Here is a 17,574-nt window from a genome sequence, read left to right on the forward strand (position 1 = left end):
TATGGAAACACAACTGATAGAAACAACTGTATTTTGCAGCTACCACAATGTGGACGAGCCTTTCATAGACGCGCTTGCAGAAAACGGCCTGATAAAATTCAAGGTGGTTCAGCGTAAAAAGTTTATTCCGTATGAACAGCTAAGTGCTTTAGAAAAGATGGTGCGCATGCACCGCGAACTGGATATTAACGTTGCGGGGATACAGGCGATGTTTAACGTGCTGGAAAGGCTGGAAAACCTGCAGCATGAGAATCTTAAGCTTCGCAATCGGCTGAGTTTTTATTTATAGGCCACTCAATTGTAGCATACTGACATCAATTTGCGGGTGTCACACCCTGTGACAACGTGTGACACTTTCTTCAAAAAAAAGGCAAATCTGAAACACTGACACAATTTTGCCTCATTGATATACAGACGTTTATCTCGCTCACAAGATAGTGCCAGATACCAATAAGTCAGTATTTGGTGGGGAAAGTGTAACGTGTTACAACCGCAAAGTTATGCCGGTTAATTGTAAGCGTTTCGGGTAAGCGTTGGCAGGGGATTGCATTAATCTTATTACAATTTTAACCCTTTAAATTTTTCCCTTACATTGGTTTCGGTATAAACCGCAACCTCATGAATAAATTTTTTACCTCTGCTGCTGCCCTTGTATTAAGTACCGCGGCGTTTGCACAAACCCCTGCACTTACAACGGCAGATTATGCCCGTGCCGAAAGTTTCTTAAGTTACAATACCGATCCGCTGGTCGATCGCGCCGCTGTGAGGCCTGTGTGGTTGCCGGGCGATAAGTTCTGGTACCGGGTTTTAACCCCGCAGGGAAGCGAATATGTTTTGGTAGACCCGGCAAAGGGGACCAAAGCGGCGGCTTTTGATGCCGATAAACTGGCCGCGGCATTGTCGCTGCAAACGGGTAAAAAGTATTCGGGTGCAAAGCTGCCTTTCAGGGATATCAACTATTCGGCAGATGGTAAGGCCGTTATCGTAAATGCCGCGGGCAAGCAATACAAATGCGATCTGCAAACCTATGGCTGTGTGATCGACGACACCAAAGTAACCGCGGTTGGCGCTTTGCCGGGCAGGAGGGGCCGTGCCTCAAATGAAGTAACATCGCCCGATGGTAAACGAGCTGCATTCATAAAAGACTATAACCTTTGGGTGCGCGATGTGGCCACTGGTAAGCAAACACAGTTAACCACAGACGGCGTAAAAGATTTTGGCTACGCCACAGATAACGCGGGCTGGTCGCACAGCGATGGGGCTGTACTGCGATGGTCGCCCGACTCACGGAAGATAGCTACCTTCCGCCAGGACCAGCGCAATGTAAATGATATGTATTTGGTGACCACCAACGTTGGTGCGCCGCACTTACGCCAGTGGAAATATCCGTTGCCCGGCGATAAGAACATAGCAATGATAAGCCGTGTGATCATAGACGTGGATAACGCGAAGGTTATCCCGTTGAATATAGCACCTGACCCGCACCGCGCAACGCTGAGTGATGACATATCAAGCAGCGGTACATTTGATGATAACGATTGGAATGCCGATGCCAGCAAACTGGCTTTCGTATCTACCTCGCGCGATCACAAAATAGAAAAAGTGCGCATTGCCGACGCTGCCACAGGTGCAGTGAGGGAAGTGTTTGAAGAATCGGTTCCTACCCAATTTGAATCAGGACAGGGTGCTATTAACTGGCGCTTCCTGGATAAGAGCAATGAGATCATCTGGTATTCTGAACGTGACAACTGGGGACATCTATACCTGTTCAACGCCTTAACCGGCAAGGTTAAAAATCAGATCACCAAAGGCGACTGGTTGGTGACCAAGGTAATTAAGGTAGACGAAAAGAACCGCACCATATATTTCATGGCAGGCGGTATGGAAAAAGAAAATCCATACTTCGCGCAGTTCTGTAAGATTGGTTTTGATGGTAAAGGTTTGAAGGTGCTGACGCCTGAAGCAGGCACACATACCGTGACCTTATCGCCGGATGGTGAATACTTTGTAGACAGCTATTCAAAACCCGATGTGCCGCCGGTAACGGTAGTACGCAGCATCAGCGGGAAGTTGATCAGCACCCTGGAGAAAACTGATGTGTCACGCTTAGCGGCAACAGGTTGGAAACCGGTAACCACCTTTTCGGTAAAAGCAGATGATGGCAAAACTGACGTTTACGGTTTGATGTTCACACCATCAAAACTCGATCCTTCTAAGAAATATCCGGTGATAGACTACATCTACCCCGGCCCGCAAGGCGGCGGTGTAGGCAGCTGGTCATTCGCCGCATCCCGAAGCGACCACCAGGCTTTAGCCGAATTGGGTTTTGTGGTTGTGGTGATAGAGGGTACCAGCAATCCGTTGCGCTCTAAAAGCTACCATGATATGAGCTACGGCGACATGTCTACAAATACCATTGCAGATCAGATAGCCGGCATAAAACAACTGTCGGCGAAATACAACTACATGGACACGTCCCGTGTAGGTATCTGGGGCCATTCGGGTGGCGGATTCGCAACGGCTGCTGCAATGTTCCGTTACCCGGACTTCTTCAAAGTAGGTATAGCCGAATCGGGCAACCATGATAACCGCAATTACGAGGATGATTGGGGCGAACGTTATGACGGCCTGCTGGTAACCAAAGACAATGGCGTTTCTAATTACGAGGCCCAGGCCAATCAAACCTATGCCAGAAACCTAAAAGGCAAGCTAATGCTGGCACACGGCCTGATGGACGATAACGTACCTCCGCAAAACACATTACTGGTGGCAGAGGCTTTGGAAAAGGCTAACAAAAGCTTCGACCTGGTTATATTCCCTAACAGCGCCCACGGTTACGGCGAATATTCTTATTACATGATGCGCCGCCGCTGGGATTACTTTGTAAAGAATTTGCTGGGTGCAGAAACGCCTTACAACTATGAAATAAAACCTAAGCAGGACCCAAGAAATTCTGCTAATTAAATAATTCTGCAGGAATAGATCGGCTATGCCTTTTGGGAAATATCTCCTACATTGGGCTAACCAATTTATTCCTGCTTTATGAAAACCAATCTCCTGTTGGCAAAGGGCGCGTTCGCGGCTTTTGCAATGTTTTTTACTTTCTCAACAACTTCGGCGCAAATAGATAAAGGCTGGCGACAGCTATTTAACGGAAAAGACCTCAATGGCTGGAAACACGTAGGGCCGGGCGCCCGCTATGTTAAAGGTGGCGTTACCGGCAGTACGGGCGGCATGGGGCTCGAGTATTACACCAAAGAGAAATTCGGCAACTGCGTTATCCGCATAGTTTACCGGATGCAGAAATTCAACAGCAATGCAGGAGTGTTTATTCGCATACCTATCGAGCCGCGCGAGCCCTGGATGCCTGTGTTTTACGGCTACGAGGTGCAGATAGACAATCATCCCGAAACTTCTAAAGAAAACGATTACCACGTTACCGGTACCCTATATTCTCTTACAAAACCATTAGCCAAACCAGGCAAGCCAGGCCCGCAGTGGAACACCATGGAAATTACGCTTGATGGGCCGCGGACTATTGTAACCGTTAACGGTCAGAGAGTGACGGACTATACAGAAGGCCAGCCTACTCCAAAACGTGTATTCGATTTTGAACCTTATCCCGGTCGCCGGCCTGATTTTGGTTACATAGGCCTGCAAAACCACGGTCCCGAAGATGTAGTGTTCTTCAAAGAAGTTTCGGTCAAATCCTTACGCTAAACAGGTTTATGGAAGAGAATAAAACGCGTACGGCGGGCGAGAACCTCAGCCGCAAGGATTTTATCAGGAAAAGCGCTATCGCCGCCGCCTCATTCTATATTGTGCCAAGGTTTGTGTTGGGTGGCAAAGGTTACACCGCGCCAAGCGACAAATTATACATTGCTGCTGTGGGTTGTGGCGGCGAAGCCGAAAGTGACATACACCACTTCGCGACAGCGCCTAAAAAGAACGCGCAGATAGCCTTCTTGTGCGATGTTGACGACCGTATGGCAGCGCCACGGCGCAAAGAATTTCCAAAGGCTGGCTTTTACCACGATTGGCGTGAGATGTTCGATAAAGAACATAAGAATTTTGATGCGGTGACGGTTGCCATTCCGGATCATAACCACGCGCCCGTTGGCTTGCGCGCCATGCAAATGAAAAAGCATTTGTACCTGCAAAAGCCGCTGACACACGACATATACGAAGCCAGGATATTAACAGAAGCGAGCGAGAAATACCAGGTGGTAACTCAAATGGGCGATCAGGGTGCAAGTTGCGACGGCATGCGCACCATGCGCGAGTGGTTTGAAGCAGGGCTGATAGGTGATATTGAAAAAGTTTACTGCTGGACAGACCGCCCTGTTTGGCCGCAGGGCATAGCCTGGCCAAAAACAGCGGCGCCTATACCAAAAGAATTGAAATGGGACTTGTGGCTGGGCACTGCAAAGCAAACTAATTATATCGACAATTTAGTTCCGTTCAACTGGCGGGGCTGGTGGGAGTTTGGCACCGGCGCGCTCGGCGACATGGGTTGCCACATTATGGGGCCGCCGTTTAAATTGTTGGGGTTGGGATATCCTACAGAAGTTTCGGGCAGTGCAAGCACGGTTTACAAAGGCATCTTTAAGGAAGGAATTTATCCTGAGAGCGGCCCTGTTTCCAGTTCTATAAAGTTTAAGTTCACCCAGCAAAGTGGCAAGCCACTCGATCTGTATTGGATGGACGGCGGTATCATACCCGAACGGTTAAACGAAATTGATCCCAGCCTGAATATGAATGAGATACTGGGCGACATACCAAGCGAGAACGATTTCGAAGGCTGTACGCTTTTCGTAGGTACCAAGGGAAAAGTTTCTTGCGGATGGGGCGGGAGCCATCCACGATTATTGCCGCTTAAACTGAACAAAGATGTTAAGGTGCCGGAGAAATATCCGCGAGTTCCCGGGGGCATGGATGGACATTGGTGGCAATGGGTAGACGCAAGTATTGCCGGCTACAGCAAAATGGAAGTCGACTCGCCGTTCTTTGGCTATGCGGGCCCGCTTACAGAAACTGTGCTTATGGGTAACCTGCTGCTGCGCACATTTGATCTGCAGGAAAAGATAAAACGCAAAGACCCTGTTTACGGAAATATGGAAGGCTATAAATTCAGCGGTCGGTATACGGCTTTAAAATGGGACGGTGAGAATATGAAGATCACCAACTTTGAACCGGCCAATCAATACATAAAAAGGGAGTATCGTAAAGGCTGGGGCGAATTGAAGTTGTAATTACCAAACGTTAATGGCTATTGGTTGTATGTAAGATAAATACTTGCAATGAGGATAGTAACCCTTGAAGAACATGTGGCTTTCCCTGAAATGAAGGCTTTTCTGCCTGCCGATGTTGCCAAAAATATAAAAGAACCTCCAAACGCGGCGCAGATGATGCCGAAGCTGGCAGATATTGCAGGCGAACGTTTAAAATCGATGGACGATGCGGGCATTACCATGCAGGTGCTTTCAGTAGAAAACACAGATGTAAACCTTTTGGATGAAAAGCTTGCGCCGCAATTCGCGGCAAGGTATAATGATCTGCTGGCAGAAAAGATAGCACCTCATCCGGAGCGGTTCTCAGCATTTGCGCTGTTACCCATGACCGCGCCGGCAACCGCTGCAGATGAGCTGGAACGTGCGGTAACTAAACACGGCTTTCGCGGGGCGATGATCAAGGGCCACGTTAACGGTGAATTTCTGGATCATCCAAAGTTTTCGCCTGTGTTTGAGCGTGCGCAAAAGTTGGGTGTGCCCATCTACATCCATCCCGGGATCCCGCCAAAGGCTGTACAGGGCGCATACTATAGCAACATAGGTGGCAAAACCGGCTACACCGATCTATAGCTTGCTGGGGATGGGGCTGGCATTCTGAAACTGCCATTCACGTGCTGCGGTTGCTTGCAGCGGGTATTTTTGACAAATTCCCGGATCTTAAGATCATCATCGGACACATGGGCGAGATGCTACCGATAATGTGGGCACGGTCTGCGCGGGCATTCAGTCCCGGAGCCGGCGGCGAAAACCAGCGTACACTTGCCGACACATTTCAACAGCAGGTATACATCACCACAAGTGGGTTTTTTACGCAACCACCGTTGCAGATCGCGCTCGATACTTTCGGTATCGATAATATTATGCTATCTGTGGATTATCCTTTCAGTACCAATCAAATGGGCGTTGATTTTCTTAATGAAATACAACTGCCTCAAGATCAAATTGAAAAGATCGCTTATAAAAATGCTGATAAGATTTTAGCTTTCAATGAGTTAGCGTTGTAAAAAATGAATTTATAAAATTTGGCATGATAAATGCCTTGTCAAAACATTACAGATCCAATTTGAAACCAATATTACGAGCCGATGGCATCTGACGTGCAAGCGGCAAAAGCCAAATCTTCTTTATTTATCAGGCTGCTCCTCATTGCAGGGCTAGCTGGTTTGCTTTGTGCCGAGGGCTACTTTGGTTACCGCCTGCACACCCTTTCTGCCGACCAGGAGCAACTAAAGGAAGATTACTCCAACATTAATAACATCACTTTAGGCCTGTTTTCTGTAGACCAATGGCAGGATAAGATCGGCGGCATTGTAAACCATCAGGTACGCCACTTTACGCTAACACCGCATCAAAAGCATGAGTTGCAGGTCGAGGTAGAGCAGATCATCATGGCGCTCATTAACCGGGCCGAGTCTCTTCTGGAAAAAAAGCCAACCTCACTTATGGGCAAGATTAAAAAACTTGCCGTAAAAACTTTCGTCAATACAGATAAGATCAAAGCCCAGGTTCCAACATATGCTAAGACCATTATCGCCAAAGTAGATAACCCGCAAAATAAACAACAGCTAAGCACAATGGCGCTTAGCAAATTTAAGCAGGTTAAAAAAACTGCATACGTTGATAGCTCTATCAAGGCGAACGACTCACTTACTAACGTAATGTTCAATAAATATCACGTTAGCGACACAGAAGCTTTAAACAACAAATTGAGCAACTCTTTAGAGCGCATCCGTACAGAAACCTACAATTATTGTTTTGGTATGCTGGCATGCGTTATTGTGGTGCTGATGCTTTGGTGGCTGGTACGCAAAAGGGTAGAGCTGCACGCTACGCTGTTTATCATGTCGCTTCTTTTTGCTTTTATACTTTTGGCGGTGGGACTTACGGCATCTATGATAGAGGTTGATTGCCGTATCAGTTCGCTGGACTTTGTACTGCTGGGCGAACATGTCGTATTCAAAAACCAGGTGCTTTTTTTCCAAAGCAAAAGTATTCTGGATGTGGTAGAAGTATTAGTAAAACAGCCGGCCGTAGATTCTATCCTTGTAGGTATCCTGATATTGGTGTTTAGTATTCTGTTTCCGTTTACCAAGCTGGCTTCTACCGGCATTCACCTGCTAAGCCGCAGAAAGATAGCCGAAAGCAAATTCATCAAATATTTTGCCTTCCAATCGGGTAAATGGAGCATGGCTGACGTAATAGTGATAGCCATTTTGATGTGTTATATCGGCCTTAACGGTTTACTGGATAAGCAGTTAGCCGGGTTAAATATCAAAACGGAAACCTTGACCATGTTGACGACTAACAATACCGCGCTGCAGCCGGGTTATATTGTTTTCATAAGCTTTGTTTTATATGGGCTTATCTTATCAACCATACTTAAATTTATTACCCCTTACGATTCGCATTAACAAAACGTGACTAACGAAAGCCAACATACAGAAGCCAGAAAATTTGGTTTGCCCAATTTGATCCTGATCTTAGGATTGAGCATCCTGCTTTGCGGCGAAGCTTATTTTGGCTACCGTATGCACGCCCTTTCGTTTGAGCAGGAACGGATAAAGGAGGATTATGCCATGGCCAACAGCATTACCTTTGGCTTGTTCTCCATAGATCAATGGCGGGACAGGATATCAGACGTGGTGAACCACCAGGTTACAGATTTTAAGCTCACCGCTAAGCAAAAGCGCGCTATACAGGTTGCTGTGCAAAACCAGTTGCAAAGCCTTGTAAATAAGACAGTTGCGGAAATCAATAAACCACAAAAATCTATAGGCGGCAAGCTTAAAAAGCTGGCATTTAATGCCATGGTCGACCCTAAAGATATAAACGCACAAATACCAGGTTTTGCCAGGACTATAGTTAATAAAGTGAGCAGCCCATCCAGCCAACGACGGCTGAAAGGCATTGCTACAACTACACTTACCAAGCTAGAAAGGCAAACTTACGATAGTACCAGCGTGGCTAATTTTTACGTAACCAAGCATGTTTACGCCAAATATCATGTGGGCGACCCTTATTCTTTTAATAACAAGATCAATAATGAGCTGACACGCATACGGCAAGTAAGCTATAACTATGCTTACGCGATGCTGGGCTGCGTTTTGTTTGCACTGGTGTTGTGGTGGCTGATGCGTAAGAGCGTGCACCTGCAGTCGACTTTGTTTGTGATGTCGCTGCTTTTCGCAACGGTGATGCTGGTGGTTGGCGCTACGGCATCTATCATTGAGGTTGATGCGCGCCTGCAATCTTTCAGCTTCATGCTGCTCGGAGAGAAGGTTGAGTTTATAAATCAGGTGCTGTTTTTCCAGAGTAAAAGTTTATTGCAGATAGTTGGTGTACTCATTTATCAGCCCAAGCCCGACGCTGTTGTTGTGGGTAGCCTCATCTTTATTTTTGTGCTGATACTGCCGTTAATAAGGTTAATCGCAAAAGGCATACATATCCTCAGCCCGGAACGTATTGCTCAGAATAAAGTGGTGAGATACCTGGCGTTCGATTCTGCGAAGTGGGATATGGCCGATGTAATGGTTGTGGGCATCATTATGACTTACATCGGTTTAAATGGCATTTTAAAAAGCCAGCTTTCTAATTTAAATATCCATAACGGAACCTTAACTACCGTGACCGCGAATGAAACTTCGTTGCAGCCGGGGTACTTCATTTTTGTTGGTTATGTGATATTTGCAACCTTGCTGGCTTACATTCTTAAACGTATAACCCCGCACAAAGTAGAGGTGCCAAAACAACTTTCTGTAGATCAGAGGTTAAGCTCTACATAATCTGTACCGGTAGCGCCGGAGTTTGGGCGGGTTATCTTGTGAAGGTTATAATACAATTTGCCGTCGCGCTCATTACCTGCCAATTTTCCTTTATTAAACAAGTCGCGAAGAATGACTTTTGCAAAAGCGTTTAGTTGCTCCGCGTCTATCCCCGGCTGTAGTTCCTTTAGCTTATTGATCACATCATCAGATGTGCCTTCTCCAAGTTGTGCAAGCGCGTAGATCACACGGTTCTGTTCCGTATCTGCCTCCTCGAAATGGGCCGGAATGTGCAGTGGTTTATATTCTTCGCGGAATTCTTCGTCTGTAAGTGCCATAATATAAAAAGGAGCAAACTGCGGCAATTGTTTTAAAGCGTTGTGTTGCTATGTTTCATCATCTGTAAACAGCGTTTAACACGTCGACGTCATCGCCAACGATTTGCATACGCGAATTTCATTATAGCGGTCGGTTTTAATTGTTGATTTACAATATGTTATCTTCTGATAAAATGAATGCCTTGCACAAGTCTTTACGCTGAAAAAGCAAGATATTGGGGCGTATTTATTTTCCGGTCCTTGCAATCTTTCTGCACACTTTAACCTAATTATTTGAGAGACCTCTATGCACGAACTGTCCTCTAAGGAAATTATAAAAGCAATTAGACTAAAACGTATGCAACTGGGTTACTCCCAGGAATATATGGCCGCCAAGCTGGATGTAAGCCAAAATGCCTATAGCAAAATTGAATTAGGCTATACCAAAGTAGTGCTCGACAGGGTACTGTCGATATTTAAACTGTTGAATATGTCGGCCATCGACGCGCTATCCATGACGTCGAAAACTTTCGTTGATTTTAGCAAATTATTCCATAAAAGTGCCACACCTATGTGGATCTTTGAACCGGTAACCCTTAAATTTCTTGAAGTAAATGATGCCGCTGTAGAAAGATATGGTTACAACAGAGACGAATTTCTGAACATGACCATCCGCGATATTCGCCCTAAGAGCGAGTTAGAAAACATGAGCGCTTATCTTACAGCACACGATGGAGACCAGATATTTGACGTAAAATTTAAACACCTACTTGCCGACGGGTCGATATTAACCGTGGACATCGTGAGGTATGCCATAGTCTACAAGGGAGAGCCCGCTTTTTTGGTTACATCCACAATCGATTCCACTTCCGTTAAAGACAAAAAGGAGAAGCTTTATAGTAAGTAAGTTTCTTTAGTGCTACTGAAGTGATTTTTCGCACCCATTGTCCGCCAGTGATCCCGCTCAAGAGAATAGTTCGAATTACAGGAGTTCTCAACTCTTCAAAACAAAATTGGGCGCGGCCAATTTTATTAGCTGCACCCAATTTTAGTGCTCCCGAAGAGATTTTTCGCACCCACGGTCCGCCCGCGCTCCCGCTCAAGAGAATAGTTCGAACTCTTCTGTTCGAATCTCTTTAAAAATTAAAAACCATCGCGTTCAGCTTTAGCTGAACTTGATGGTTTTAGTGCTCCCGAAGAGATTCGAACTCCTATCGATGGTACCGGAAACCATAATTCTATCCATTGAACTACGGGAGCAAAGCGGTGCAAATATATCATTTTGCTTTTGTGGTGCGAAGCACAATATTTGTGCTGTTTGCTCGTTTAAGGTAACATTCGGCGGCACACCCTAAGTTAATGCCGGTAAAACTATTGATGAGATTAAAAACTATTATACGCGCCTTGCTGTCGCTTGGTATTACAGCAACCGTTTTAATGGGATGTACCAAGTCGGGCTCTGATGTTGTGCCTGCTACATCGACCACCACCACGTCGACTACAACCGGTACAACCACTTCCGGCACGACCACCACAACTACAGGGTCCACAGCTATTGCTACTAATCTAAATAACACGCTGTTACTAAAACTGGTGAATGATTTGCGCGCTAAAGGCTGCAATTGCGGTGTTACTGCCATGCCTGCCGTAAACGCGCTTACCTGGAATGATCAGCTAGCCGCTGCGGCACTGGCGCACAGCAACGAAATGAATACCAAGAATTACTTCTCGCATAACTCTTTCGACGGGTCGACCTTTGATACCCGCGTTACCGCAGCCGGTTACAAATGGATGGCGGTAGGAGAGAACATTGCCGCGGGTCAAACCAGCGAGCAGGAAGTTTTTACTGCCTGGCTAAACAGCGAAGGCCATTGCAAGAACATGATGAGCGCGTCTTTTAAAGAAATGGGCGCAGCCCGTGCAGGCAATTACTGGACTCAAGACTTTGGCGCAAAGTAAAAAGTCCATACACGATGGTCTATAGTCCATAGACGATAGACCATAGTCAATAGTCCATAATGATACCTTTCAGCCATTTACCGTTCAGCCGTTCGCCGTTCAGCCCTTCACCGTTTTAACGTTCACCGTTCACCGTTTACACATTAAACCTGAAGTGCATAATGTCGCCATCTTGCACAATGTAGGTTTTGCCTTCAACGCCCAGTTTACCGGCTTCTTTACAAGCCGCTTCAGAGCCTAAGGTTATAAAGTCGATATATTTTATCACTTCCGCACGGATAAAGCCTTTTTCAAAGTCAGAGTGGATCACGCCGGCAGCTTGTGGCGCGGTAAAGCCCTTGGTAATAGTCCAGGCACGCACCTCTGTAACACCTGCTGTAAAATACGTACTCAGGTTCAATAAGTGGTATGCAGCTTTAATCAATTTATTTACCCCGGATTCTTTCAGTCCCAGGTCTTCAAGGAACATCTCACGCTCTTCGTAGGTTTCCAACTGTGCAATTTCAGATTCAATCTGCGCTGATATCACCAGAACTTCAGCGTTTTCATCGGCAACAGCGGCCTTTACCTTCTCAACGTAAGCGTTACCTGTGTTGACAGATTTTTCTTCTACATTACATACATACATCACCGGCTTGGCGGTAAGCAGCCAAAGGTCCTCAACATATTCTTTGTCTTCTTCGGCGACAGGCGCCGTACGTGCAGATTTGCCCTCTAATAGGTGGTTTTTATAAACGGTAAGAACGTCAAAAGCTTTTTTGCCTTCTTTGTCGCCGGTCTTTGCAGCCTTTTCAACTTTTTGTAGTTTTTTGTCTATCGACTCCAAATCTTTTAATTGTAATTCGGTATCGATGATCTCTTTATCGCGAATGGGGTCTACAGATCCGTCTACGTGGATCACGTTATCATCGTCAAAACAACGAAGCACGTGTATAATGGCGTTTGTTGCACGGATGTTACCTAAAAACTGGTTACCTAAACCTTCGCCCTTGCTGGCTCCTTTTACCAGGCCGGCAATGTCAACTATCTCGATAGTGTTAGGTACAACTTTAGCCGGGTTAACCAACTCGGTCAATTTTGTAAGGCGCTCATCCGGAACGGTGATAACACCCACGTTTGGTTCTATAGTGCAAAACGGAAAATTTGCCGCTTGTGCTTTGGCATTTGATAGACAATTAAAAAGTGTTGATTTGCCCACGTTTGGCAGGCCAACTATACCGCATTGTAAACCCATTCTTGGTTGTTTGTTATTACGTTATCGAGTTACCATGTTAATAAATGGAAAACTGAAATTATTTATGATGTTAAATGCAAAAGCCATTAACCAAATAACTTATTAACCCGATAACTATCGTTAAAAATCCCGCAAAGATAACATAAAAAACATCCCTGTAATTTGAAAAAATAAACGACTTTTGCGCCGATAGCAAGCAATAGTACACCAATGTAAAATCAACAACGCAGGTATGGAAGAAATGGTTGAGCAAATAGAACTTTTGCTGGAACAGGATGACAAAACGCAGCTGCAGGAGTATTTGAACAACCTCAATATATCTGATGTTGAACAACTGATAGATGAGTTTCCTGACAACGCCGCACTGTTCATAGAAACCCTTTCTTTAAACCGCGCTGTCAACGTTTTCCGTATCCTGGATTTTCCTAAGCAGGAGCGGATCATTGCCAAACTTTCCGGCTCAAAAGTTTCCAAGCTTATTAATGAGCTACCACCCGATGACCGTACCGCTCTGTTTGCAGAACTGCACGGTGACGCCGTTAAAAGCCTGATCCTGCACTTGTCGCCGAAGGACCGCAAAGAAGCCCTGGCGCTTTTAGGCTATCCCGAGGATAGCGTTGGCCGTTTGATGACGCCCGATTACATTGCTGTAAAAAAAGGATGGCGAGTGCAGCGCGTACTTGATCACATCCGCAAATACGGTAAGAACTCTGAGACCATCGACGTTATTTACGTGATAGATGACAAGGGCATTTTGCTGGACGATATCCGTATCCGCGAAATCTTATTGGTTGACCCTGATACAAAGATCTCCGACCTGATGGACAGCCGCCTGATAGGCCTGAAGGTAAACGACCCGCAGGAAGAAGCGATCAACACTTTCAGGATGAATAATCGTGTCGCCTTACCGGTTACAGACAATGAAGATATCCTGTTGGGTATAGTTACCGTTGATGATATCCTTTGGATAGCCAACGAGGAGTATACTGAGGACATTCAAAAGATAGGTGGTACCGAGGCGTTGGATGAACCCTATCTTGACATTAGCCTGCTGCGCCTGGTGCGTAAAAGGGTTGGTTGGTTGATCATTCTTTTCCTGAGCGAGATGCTTACAGCTACCGCAATGGGCTTTTTTGAAGGCGCTATTCAAAAGGCTGTTGTGCTGGCGCTATTTATCCCGCTGATCATTTCAAGCGGCGGCAACAGCGGCTCTCAGGCCTCCACATTGATCATACAAGCCATGGCTTTAGGAGAAGTCACCGTGCGCGACTGGTGGCGGGTAATGCGCCGCGAGATCATCTCCGGGTTGATGCTAGGCGGTACGTTGGGCATTATAGGCTTTTTGCGCATAGCCATATGGACCATGTTTAGCAACGTTTACGGTCCGCATTGGATATTGGTTGGGCTTACCGTGGGTATTGCGCTTATATTTATTGTATTGTGGGGATCGCTTTCCGGTTCCATGCTGCCGCTGCTGTTAAAGCGGGTTGGCCTTGACCCTGCAACATCTTCGGCGCCGTTTGTAGCTACCCTTGTGGATGTTACCGGACTTATCATTTACTTCACAATCGCTGTAGCTATCATGCATATTTAATTTGTTTAATTGCTTGTATTCCATATTTTTAGTGAAACAAACTCAACTTAAATCATGGAAGAAACAATTATCACAGAACACCCTGTTACGGGCGATGGCTCGCACGGGATCATTTTAACTACAGAAGCTCAGTTCTATCTTGAAAATGCCGGTAAATGGGCCAGGTTTTTAGGCATCATGGGCTTTATAGGCAGTGCATTGATACTGATAGGGGCCATATTTGCCGGAAGCTTTTTTGAAGCCATGATGCGAATGAGCCCAACGATGCCGCAAAATGGGCCAGCAGTAGGAGGAACAACAATAACAGTGATCTACGGACTAATGGCGTTACTCTATTTTTTCCCTGCACTGTACTTATACCGCTTCGGCGCTGCAGCCGGCAGGGGTGTGGTTTACTCAAGCCAGCAGGAAGTTACTGACGCTATTAAAAATCTAAAGTCATTCATGAAATTTGTAGGCGTTTTGGTGATCATCGGCTTGGTGATAGGTATTATTAGTTTTGGCGGAATCATTCTTGGCCTTATGGCCGGCCATGCTATGCGCTAGGGGAATTAATTTATAAAAGAAAACCCCGCTTTTGGCGGGGTTCTTTGTTTAGTTAAGTTAGTTAGTTTTTTATTTAAAAAGAGAAGTCTTCGCTTGCTGCAGTTACGGGTTCGCCGGCTTCGCTAAATTCATAGCGCTTCTCAACCACTTCCTGGTGGTCTTTTATATAATCAACGGTTGATTTAAGGCCTTCGGCAAACTTCTCGAAATCTTCTTTATACAAAAATATTTTATGCTTGATAAAAGCGCCGTCTTCTAAACGTTTTTTACTTTCAGTAACGGTTATATAATAATCGTTAGACCTTGTTGCTTTTACGTCGAAAAAATACGTTCGTTTGCCGGCACGCACCTTTTTAGAAAAAACTTCTTCACGCTCCCTGTTGTCAAAATCAGCCATTGGTACTAATTGTAGTTAGTTTATTGGCATAAATATAATTATTTTTTCCATCCGCAAACATTATTCAAAATATTGTTGAAATATTTTTAAAACAATTTCGTTGCGGAGCTGTGGCGTTCTGATCTCGCTTGTCGAAATGTTACCGGGAATTTTTATTGCTCTGCAGTACTGTTGCACTGTTTCAATCGAAACAATTCCAGCTAACTAAAACACCAGTTTGTTAAACCTATCTTCTGTAAGGTCAGCGCAAGTCGTAGACGTTAGGCTGCGCTCTCTTCCTCTTCCAGCAGCTGCATTTCATAAAGTTCGAAGTAAGCGCCTTTTAGCTTCATCAAGTCGTCGTGGTTGCCGCGTTCAATGATTTCGCCATTGTCAAGCACCAGTATCTGGTCGGTATTTTTAATTGTAGATATGCGGTGCGCAATGATGATGCTGGTCTTGCCGTGCATGATCTTGCCCATGTTGCGCAAAATCTCTTCTTCTGTTTTGGTGTCCACGGCCGACAGGCAATCGTCGAAGATCAATACCTGCGGCTGTTTAAAAATAGCCCGGGCGATAGAAACGCGCTGCTTCTGTCCGCCGGATAAGGTAATGCCACGCTCGCCGATGTAAGTTTCAAACCCTTCTTCAAACTCTATGATATTGTTATAAACGGCAGCATCCTTTGCTGCCTGCTCAACGTCGGGCATGTTTAATTTATCCGCACTGAAGGCGATATTGTTAGCTATGGTATCAGAAAACAAGAAAACTTCTTGCGGCACAAACCCAACCTGACTGCGGTAATTGTTGAGGTCGAGCTGATCGATCTTTACGCCATCAACGTTGATATCGCCACTCTCAACGTCATACATGCGCATCACCAAATTGGCGATGGTAGACTTGCCGGATCCTGTGCGACCGATAATGGCCACCATTTCGCCCGACCTGGCTGTGAAAGATACGTTCTTCAGAGCCTGTATGCCGGTTTCGGGGTAAGTAAATGATACATTGTTAAAGCTAATCTCGCCCTTCACTTCATGCGGCGCAATACCCGAAACAATCTCAGGCTGTTCATGCAAAAACTCATTAATGCGCTTTTGCGATGCCGCCGCGCGTTGTATCAGTGAGGTAACCCAACCCAGGGCAATAACCGGGAACGTTAACTGGTTGAGATAAAATATGAACTCTGCGATGTTGCCGGGTGTAACCGTACCCTTGATTACTTCTACACCGCCCACATAGATGATGATCACATTACTGACACCAATGAGCAGCAGCATAAGCGGGTAAAACAAAGCCTGTACCCGCACCAGTGCCATGGACTGGGTCTTATAATCCTGGCTTTCTGCCGCGAAGCTTTCTTTAACAAACTCTTCGCGTACGTACGACCTTATCACCCTGATGCCCGAGAAGTTTACCTGCACAAAACTCGATAAGGCTGACAACCTCTCCTGTATCTTCTCGCTGCGAAAATTGATGATGCTATTCACATAGTAGATCATCATTACAAGGATGGGCAAGGGCAGGACAGAAAACAACGTCATGCGTACGTTCACAGTCAGCATGATGGATACCGTTAAAAAGAATAATATCACTGTATTAACCGAGTACATAATGCCCGGGCCCAGGTACATGCGCACACGGGTAACATCTTCGGTGGCGCGGTTCATTAAATCTCCCGTACTGTGGCGGCGGTAAAAAGCAAGTGAAAGTGCCTGGTAGTGCGCGTAGATACTATTCTTCAGGTCGTATTCGATATGCCGCGACATCAGGATCAACGTTTGCCGCATAAAGAACAGGAACATACCGCGCAGCAGCGCCAGCAACAATACTAACCCACCGAACAGCATCAGGCTCGACCCAAAGATATCGTAGATGACCGATTGCCTGTTAAAGCCGTTGTACAGGCGGTAGATGGCAATGTTTTCTGTCACGAGGTCGAAAGCAATACGGATCACTTGCGCGGGTAATACGCCGAAAACGTTAGAAATGATAACGAACAGAATGCCCGGTATAAAGTATAAGCGGTATTTCCAGAAGTATTTATTTAGATAGGCGAGATCTTTCATTTATAGAGTCCGGAAGTTGGGAAGACCGAAAGTCCGATAGTCAAAAGTACGGTATACGAGAGGGAAATCAAAAGAGCGATTTAGTATCAACGGCGTGAAAGACAATCTGAAAAATAATGGGCTATAACGACAACCTTTCAAGCCCCTTCTCCGTCTGGAGAGGGGGTTGGGGGTGAGGCGATGTAACAACGCCAACGGCGGCATATAAAGCCCCACCTAACCCTCCCCGGAAGGGAGGGGACAGAAGCTCGCGTTGAATGCTTAGCAAGCTGATAAAATTTTAACGAATATTCCTGTGTTCAAAACAAACACCCGCTTTGCACGTAATAATTGCTGATAACAAAAAAACAGCTACTTTTGCAGCGCACAGCTTAAAAACTAACAATCACATTTACCGCGGGCCAACACCCCAAACCGTTCTTATCCA

At 45.8% G+C, this 17,574-nt stretch carries 16 protein-coding genes and 1 tRNA gene; 12 read left to right on the forward strand and 5 right to left on the reverse strand.

What is annotated here, in order from left to right:
- Nucleotide 1: 1 nt before the first annotated feature.
- From GO620_RS04685 to GO620_RS04720, 8 genes are all read left to right on the forward strand, one after another.
- Nucleotides 2–289 carry a chaperone modulator CbpM gene (locus tag GO620_RS04685; protein ID WP_157526735.1) on the forward strand — a complete coding sequence of 96 codons (288 nt, stop codon included), beginning with the start codon at nucleotides 2–4 and terminating at the stop codon, nucleotides 287–289.
- 329 nt (nucleotides 290–618) lie between these two features.
- Nucleotides 619–2,964, forward strand: a complete 2,346-nt coding sequence (locus GO620_RS04690) for a S9 family peptidase (protein ID WP_157526734.1) — start codon at nucleotides 619–621, stop codon at nucleotides 2,962–2,964.
- A 78-nt stretch (nucleotides 2,965–3,042) separates the two neighbouring features.
- The gene (locus tag GO620_RS04695) at nucleotides 3,043–3,720 is read left to right on the forward strand and encodes a 3-keto-disaccharide hydrolase (RefSeq protein ID WP_198173615.1); all 678 of its coding nucleotides are present in this window, start codon (nucleotides 3,043–3,045) and stop codon (nucleotides 3,718–3,720) included.
- 8 nt (nucleotides 3,721–3,728) lie between these two features.
- Nucleotides 3,729–5,252 (forward strand): Gfo/Idh/MocA family protein, encoded by a 1,524-nt coding sequence (locus GO620_RS04700; RefSeq protein ID WP_157526733.1) that lies wholly within the window; start codon nucleotides 3,729–3,731, stop codon nucleotides 5,250–5,252.
- Between the two features lie 48 nt (nucleotides 5,253–5,300).
- The gene (locus GO620_RS17305) at nucleotides 5,301–5,861 is read left to right on the forward strand and encodes an amidohydrolase family protein (RefSeq protein ID WP_198173614.1); all 561 of its coding nucleotides are present in this window, start codon (nucleotides 5,301–5,303) and stop codon (nucleotides 5,859–5,861) included.
- A gap of 41 nt (nucleotides 5,862–5,902) precedes the next feature.
- Nucleotides 5,903–6,295: an amidohydrolase family protein gene (locus GO620_RS17310; protein ID WP_262895028.1), complete on the forward strand. Its 393-nt coding sequence runs from the start codon at nucleotides 5,903–5,905 to the stop codon at nucleotides 6,293–6,295.
- Between the two features lie 81 nt (nucleotides 6,296–6,376).
- The gene (locus tag GO620_RS04715) at nucleotides 6,377–7,702 is read left to right on the forward strand and encodes a paraquat-inducible protein A (protein ID WP_157526732.1); all 1,326 of its coding nucleotides are present in this window, start codon (nucleotides 6,377–6,379) and stop codon (nucleotides 7,700–7,702) included.
- 6 nt (nucleotides 7,703–7,708) lie between these two features.
- Entirely contained in the window at nucleotides 7,709–9,073 is a 1,365-nt protein-coding gene (locus GO620_RS04720) for a paraquat-inducible protein A (RefSeq protein ID WP_244139461.1), read from the forward strand.
- Here the strand turns inward: GO620_RS04720 and GO620_RS04725 are convergent.
- Nucleotides 9,052–9,390: a hypothetical protein gene (locus GO620_RS04725; RefSeq protein WP_157526731.1), complete on the reverse strand. Its 339-nt coding sequence runs from the start codon at nucleotides 9,388–9,390 to the stop codon at nucleotides 9,052–9,054. The genes GO620_RS04720 and GO620_RS04725 overlap by 22 nt on opposite strands.
- A 286-nt stretch (nucleotides 9,391–9,676) precedes the next feature.
- On the opposite strand from GO620_RS04725, the gene GO620_RS04730 reads away from it, so the two are divergent.
- Nucleotides 9,677–10,276, forward strand: coding sequence for a helix-turn-helix domain-containing protein (locus tag GO620_RS04730; protein ID WP_157526730.1), 600 nt, complete (start codon nucleotides 9,677–9,679; stop codon nucleotides 10,274–10,276).
- A gap of 281 nt (nucleotides 10,277–10,557) precedes the next feature.
- Here the strand turns inward: GO620_RS04730 and GO620_RS04735 are convergent.
- Nucleotides 10,558–10,629: transfer RNA gene (locus tag GO620_RS04735), tRNA-Arg, on the reverse strand.
- Nucleotides 10,630–10,746: 117 nt separating this feature from the next.
- On the opposite strand from GO620_RS04735, the gene GO620_RS04740 reads away from it, so the two are divergent.
- Nucleotides 10,747–11,328 (forward strand): CAP domain-containing protein, encoded by a 582-nt coding sequence (locus GO620_RS04740; protein WP_200230684.1) that lies wholly within the window; start codon nucleotides 10,747–10,749, stop codon nucleotides 11,326–11,328.
- 136 nt (nucleotides 11,329–11,464) lie between these two features.
- Here GO620_RS04740 and ychF read toward each other — a convergent pair whose 3' ends face one another.
- Nucleotides 11,465–12,562, reverse strand: a complete 1,098-nt coding sequence (ychF, locus tag GO620_RS04745; RefSeq protein WP_157526728.1) for a redox-regulated ATPase YchF — start codon at nucleotides 12,560–12,562, stop codon at nucleotides 11,465–11,467.
- A 232-nt stretch (nucleotides 12,563–12,794) separates the two neighbouring features.
- Here ychF and mgtE point away from each other — a divergent pair, with 232 nt between their 5' ends.
- Together mgtE and GO620_RS04755 are read left to right on the forward strand one after the other, a co-directional pair.
- On the forward strand, nucleotides 12,795–14,156 hold the full coding sequence (mgtE, locus tag GO620_RS04750; RefSeq protein ID WP_157526727.1) for a magnesium transporter: 1,362 nt from the start codon (nucleotides 12,795–12,797) through the stop codon (nucleotides 14,154–14,156).
- 54 nt (nucleotides 14,157–14,210) lie between these two features.
- Nucleotides 14,211–14,702, forward strand: a complete 492-nt coding sequence (locus tag GO620_RS04755; protein WP_157526726.1) for a DUF5362 family protein — start codon at nucleotides 14,211–14,213, stop codon at nucleotides 14,700–14,702.
- 73 nt (nucleotides 14,703–14,775) lie between these two features.
- Here the strand turns inward: GO620_RS04755 and GO620_RS04760 are convergent, their stop codons facing one another.
- The gene (locus tag GO620_RS04760) at nucleotides 14,776–15,099 is read right to left on the reverse strand and encodes a DUF3276 family protein (protein ID WP_157526725.1); all 324 of its coding nucleotides are present in this window, start codon (nucleotides 15,097–15,099) and stop codon (nucleotides 14,776–14,778) included.
- A gap of 260 nt (nucleotides 15,100–15,359) precedes the next feature.
- The gene (locus GO620_RS04765; RefSeq protein ID WP_157526724.1) at nucleotides 15,360–17,147 is read right to left on the reverse strand and encodes an ABC transporter ATP-binding protein; all 1,788 of its coding nucleotides are present in this window, start codon (nucleotides 17,145–17,147) and stop codon (nucleotides 15,360–15,362) included.
- Nucleotides 17,148–17,574: the final 427 nt, after the last annotated feature.

It is taken from the genome of Mucilaginibacter ginkgonis (assembly GCF_009754905.2).
GTDB classification, from domain to species: Bacteria; Bacteroidota; Bacteroidia; order Sphingobacteriales; family Sphingobacteriaceae; genus Mucilaginibacter; species Mucilaginibacter ginkgonis.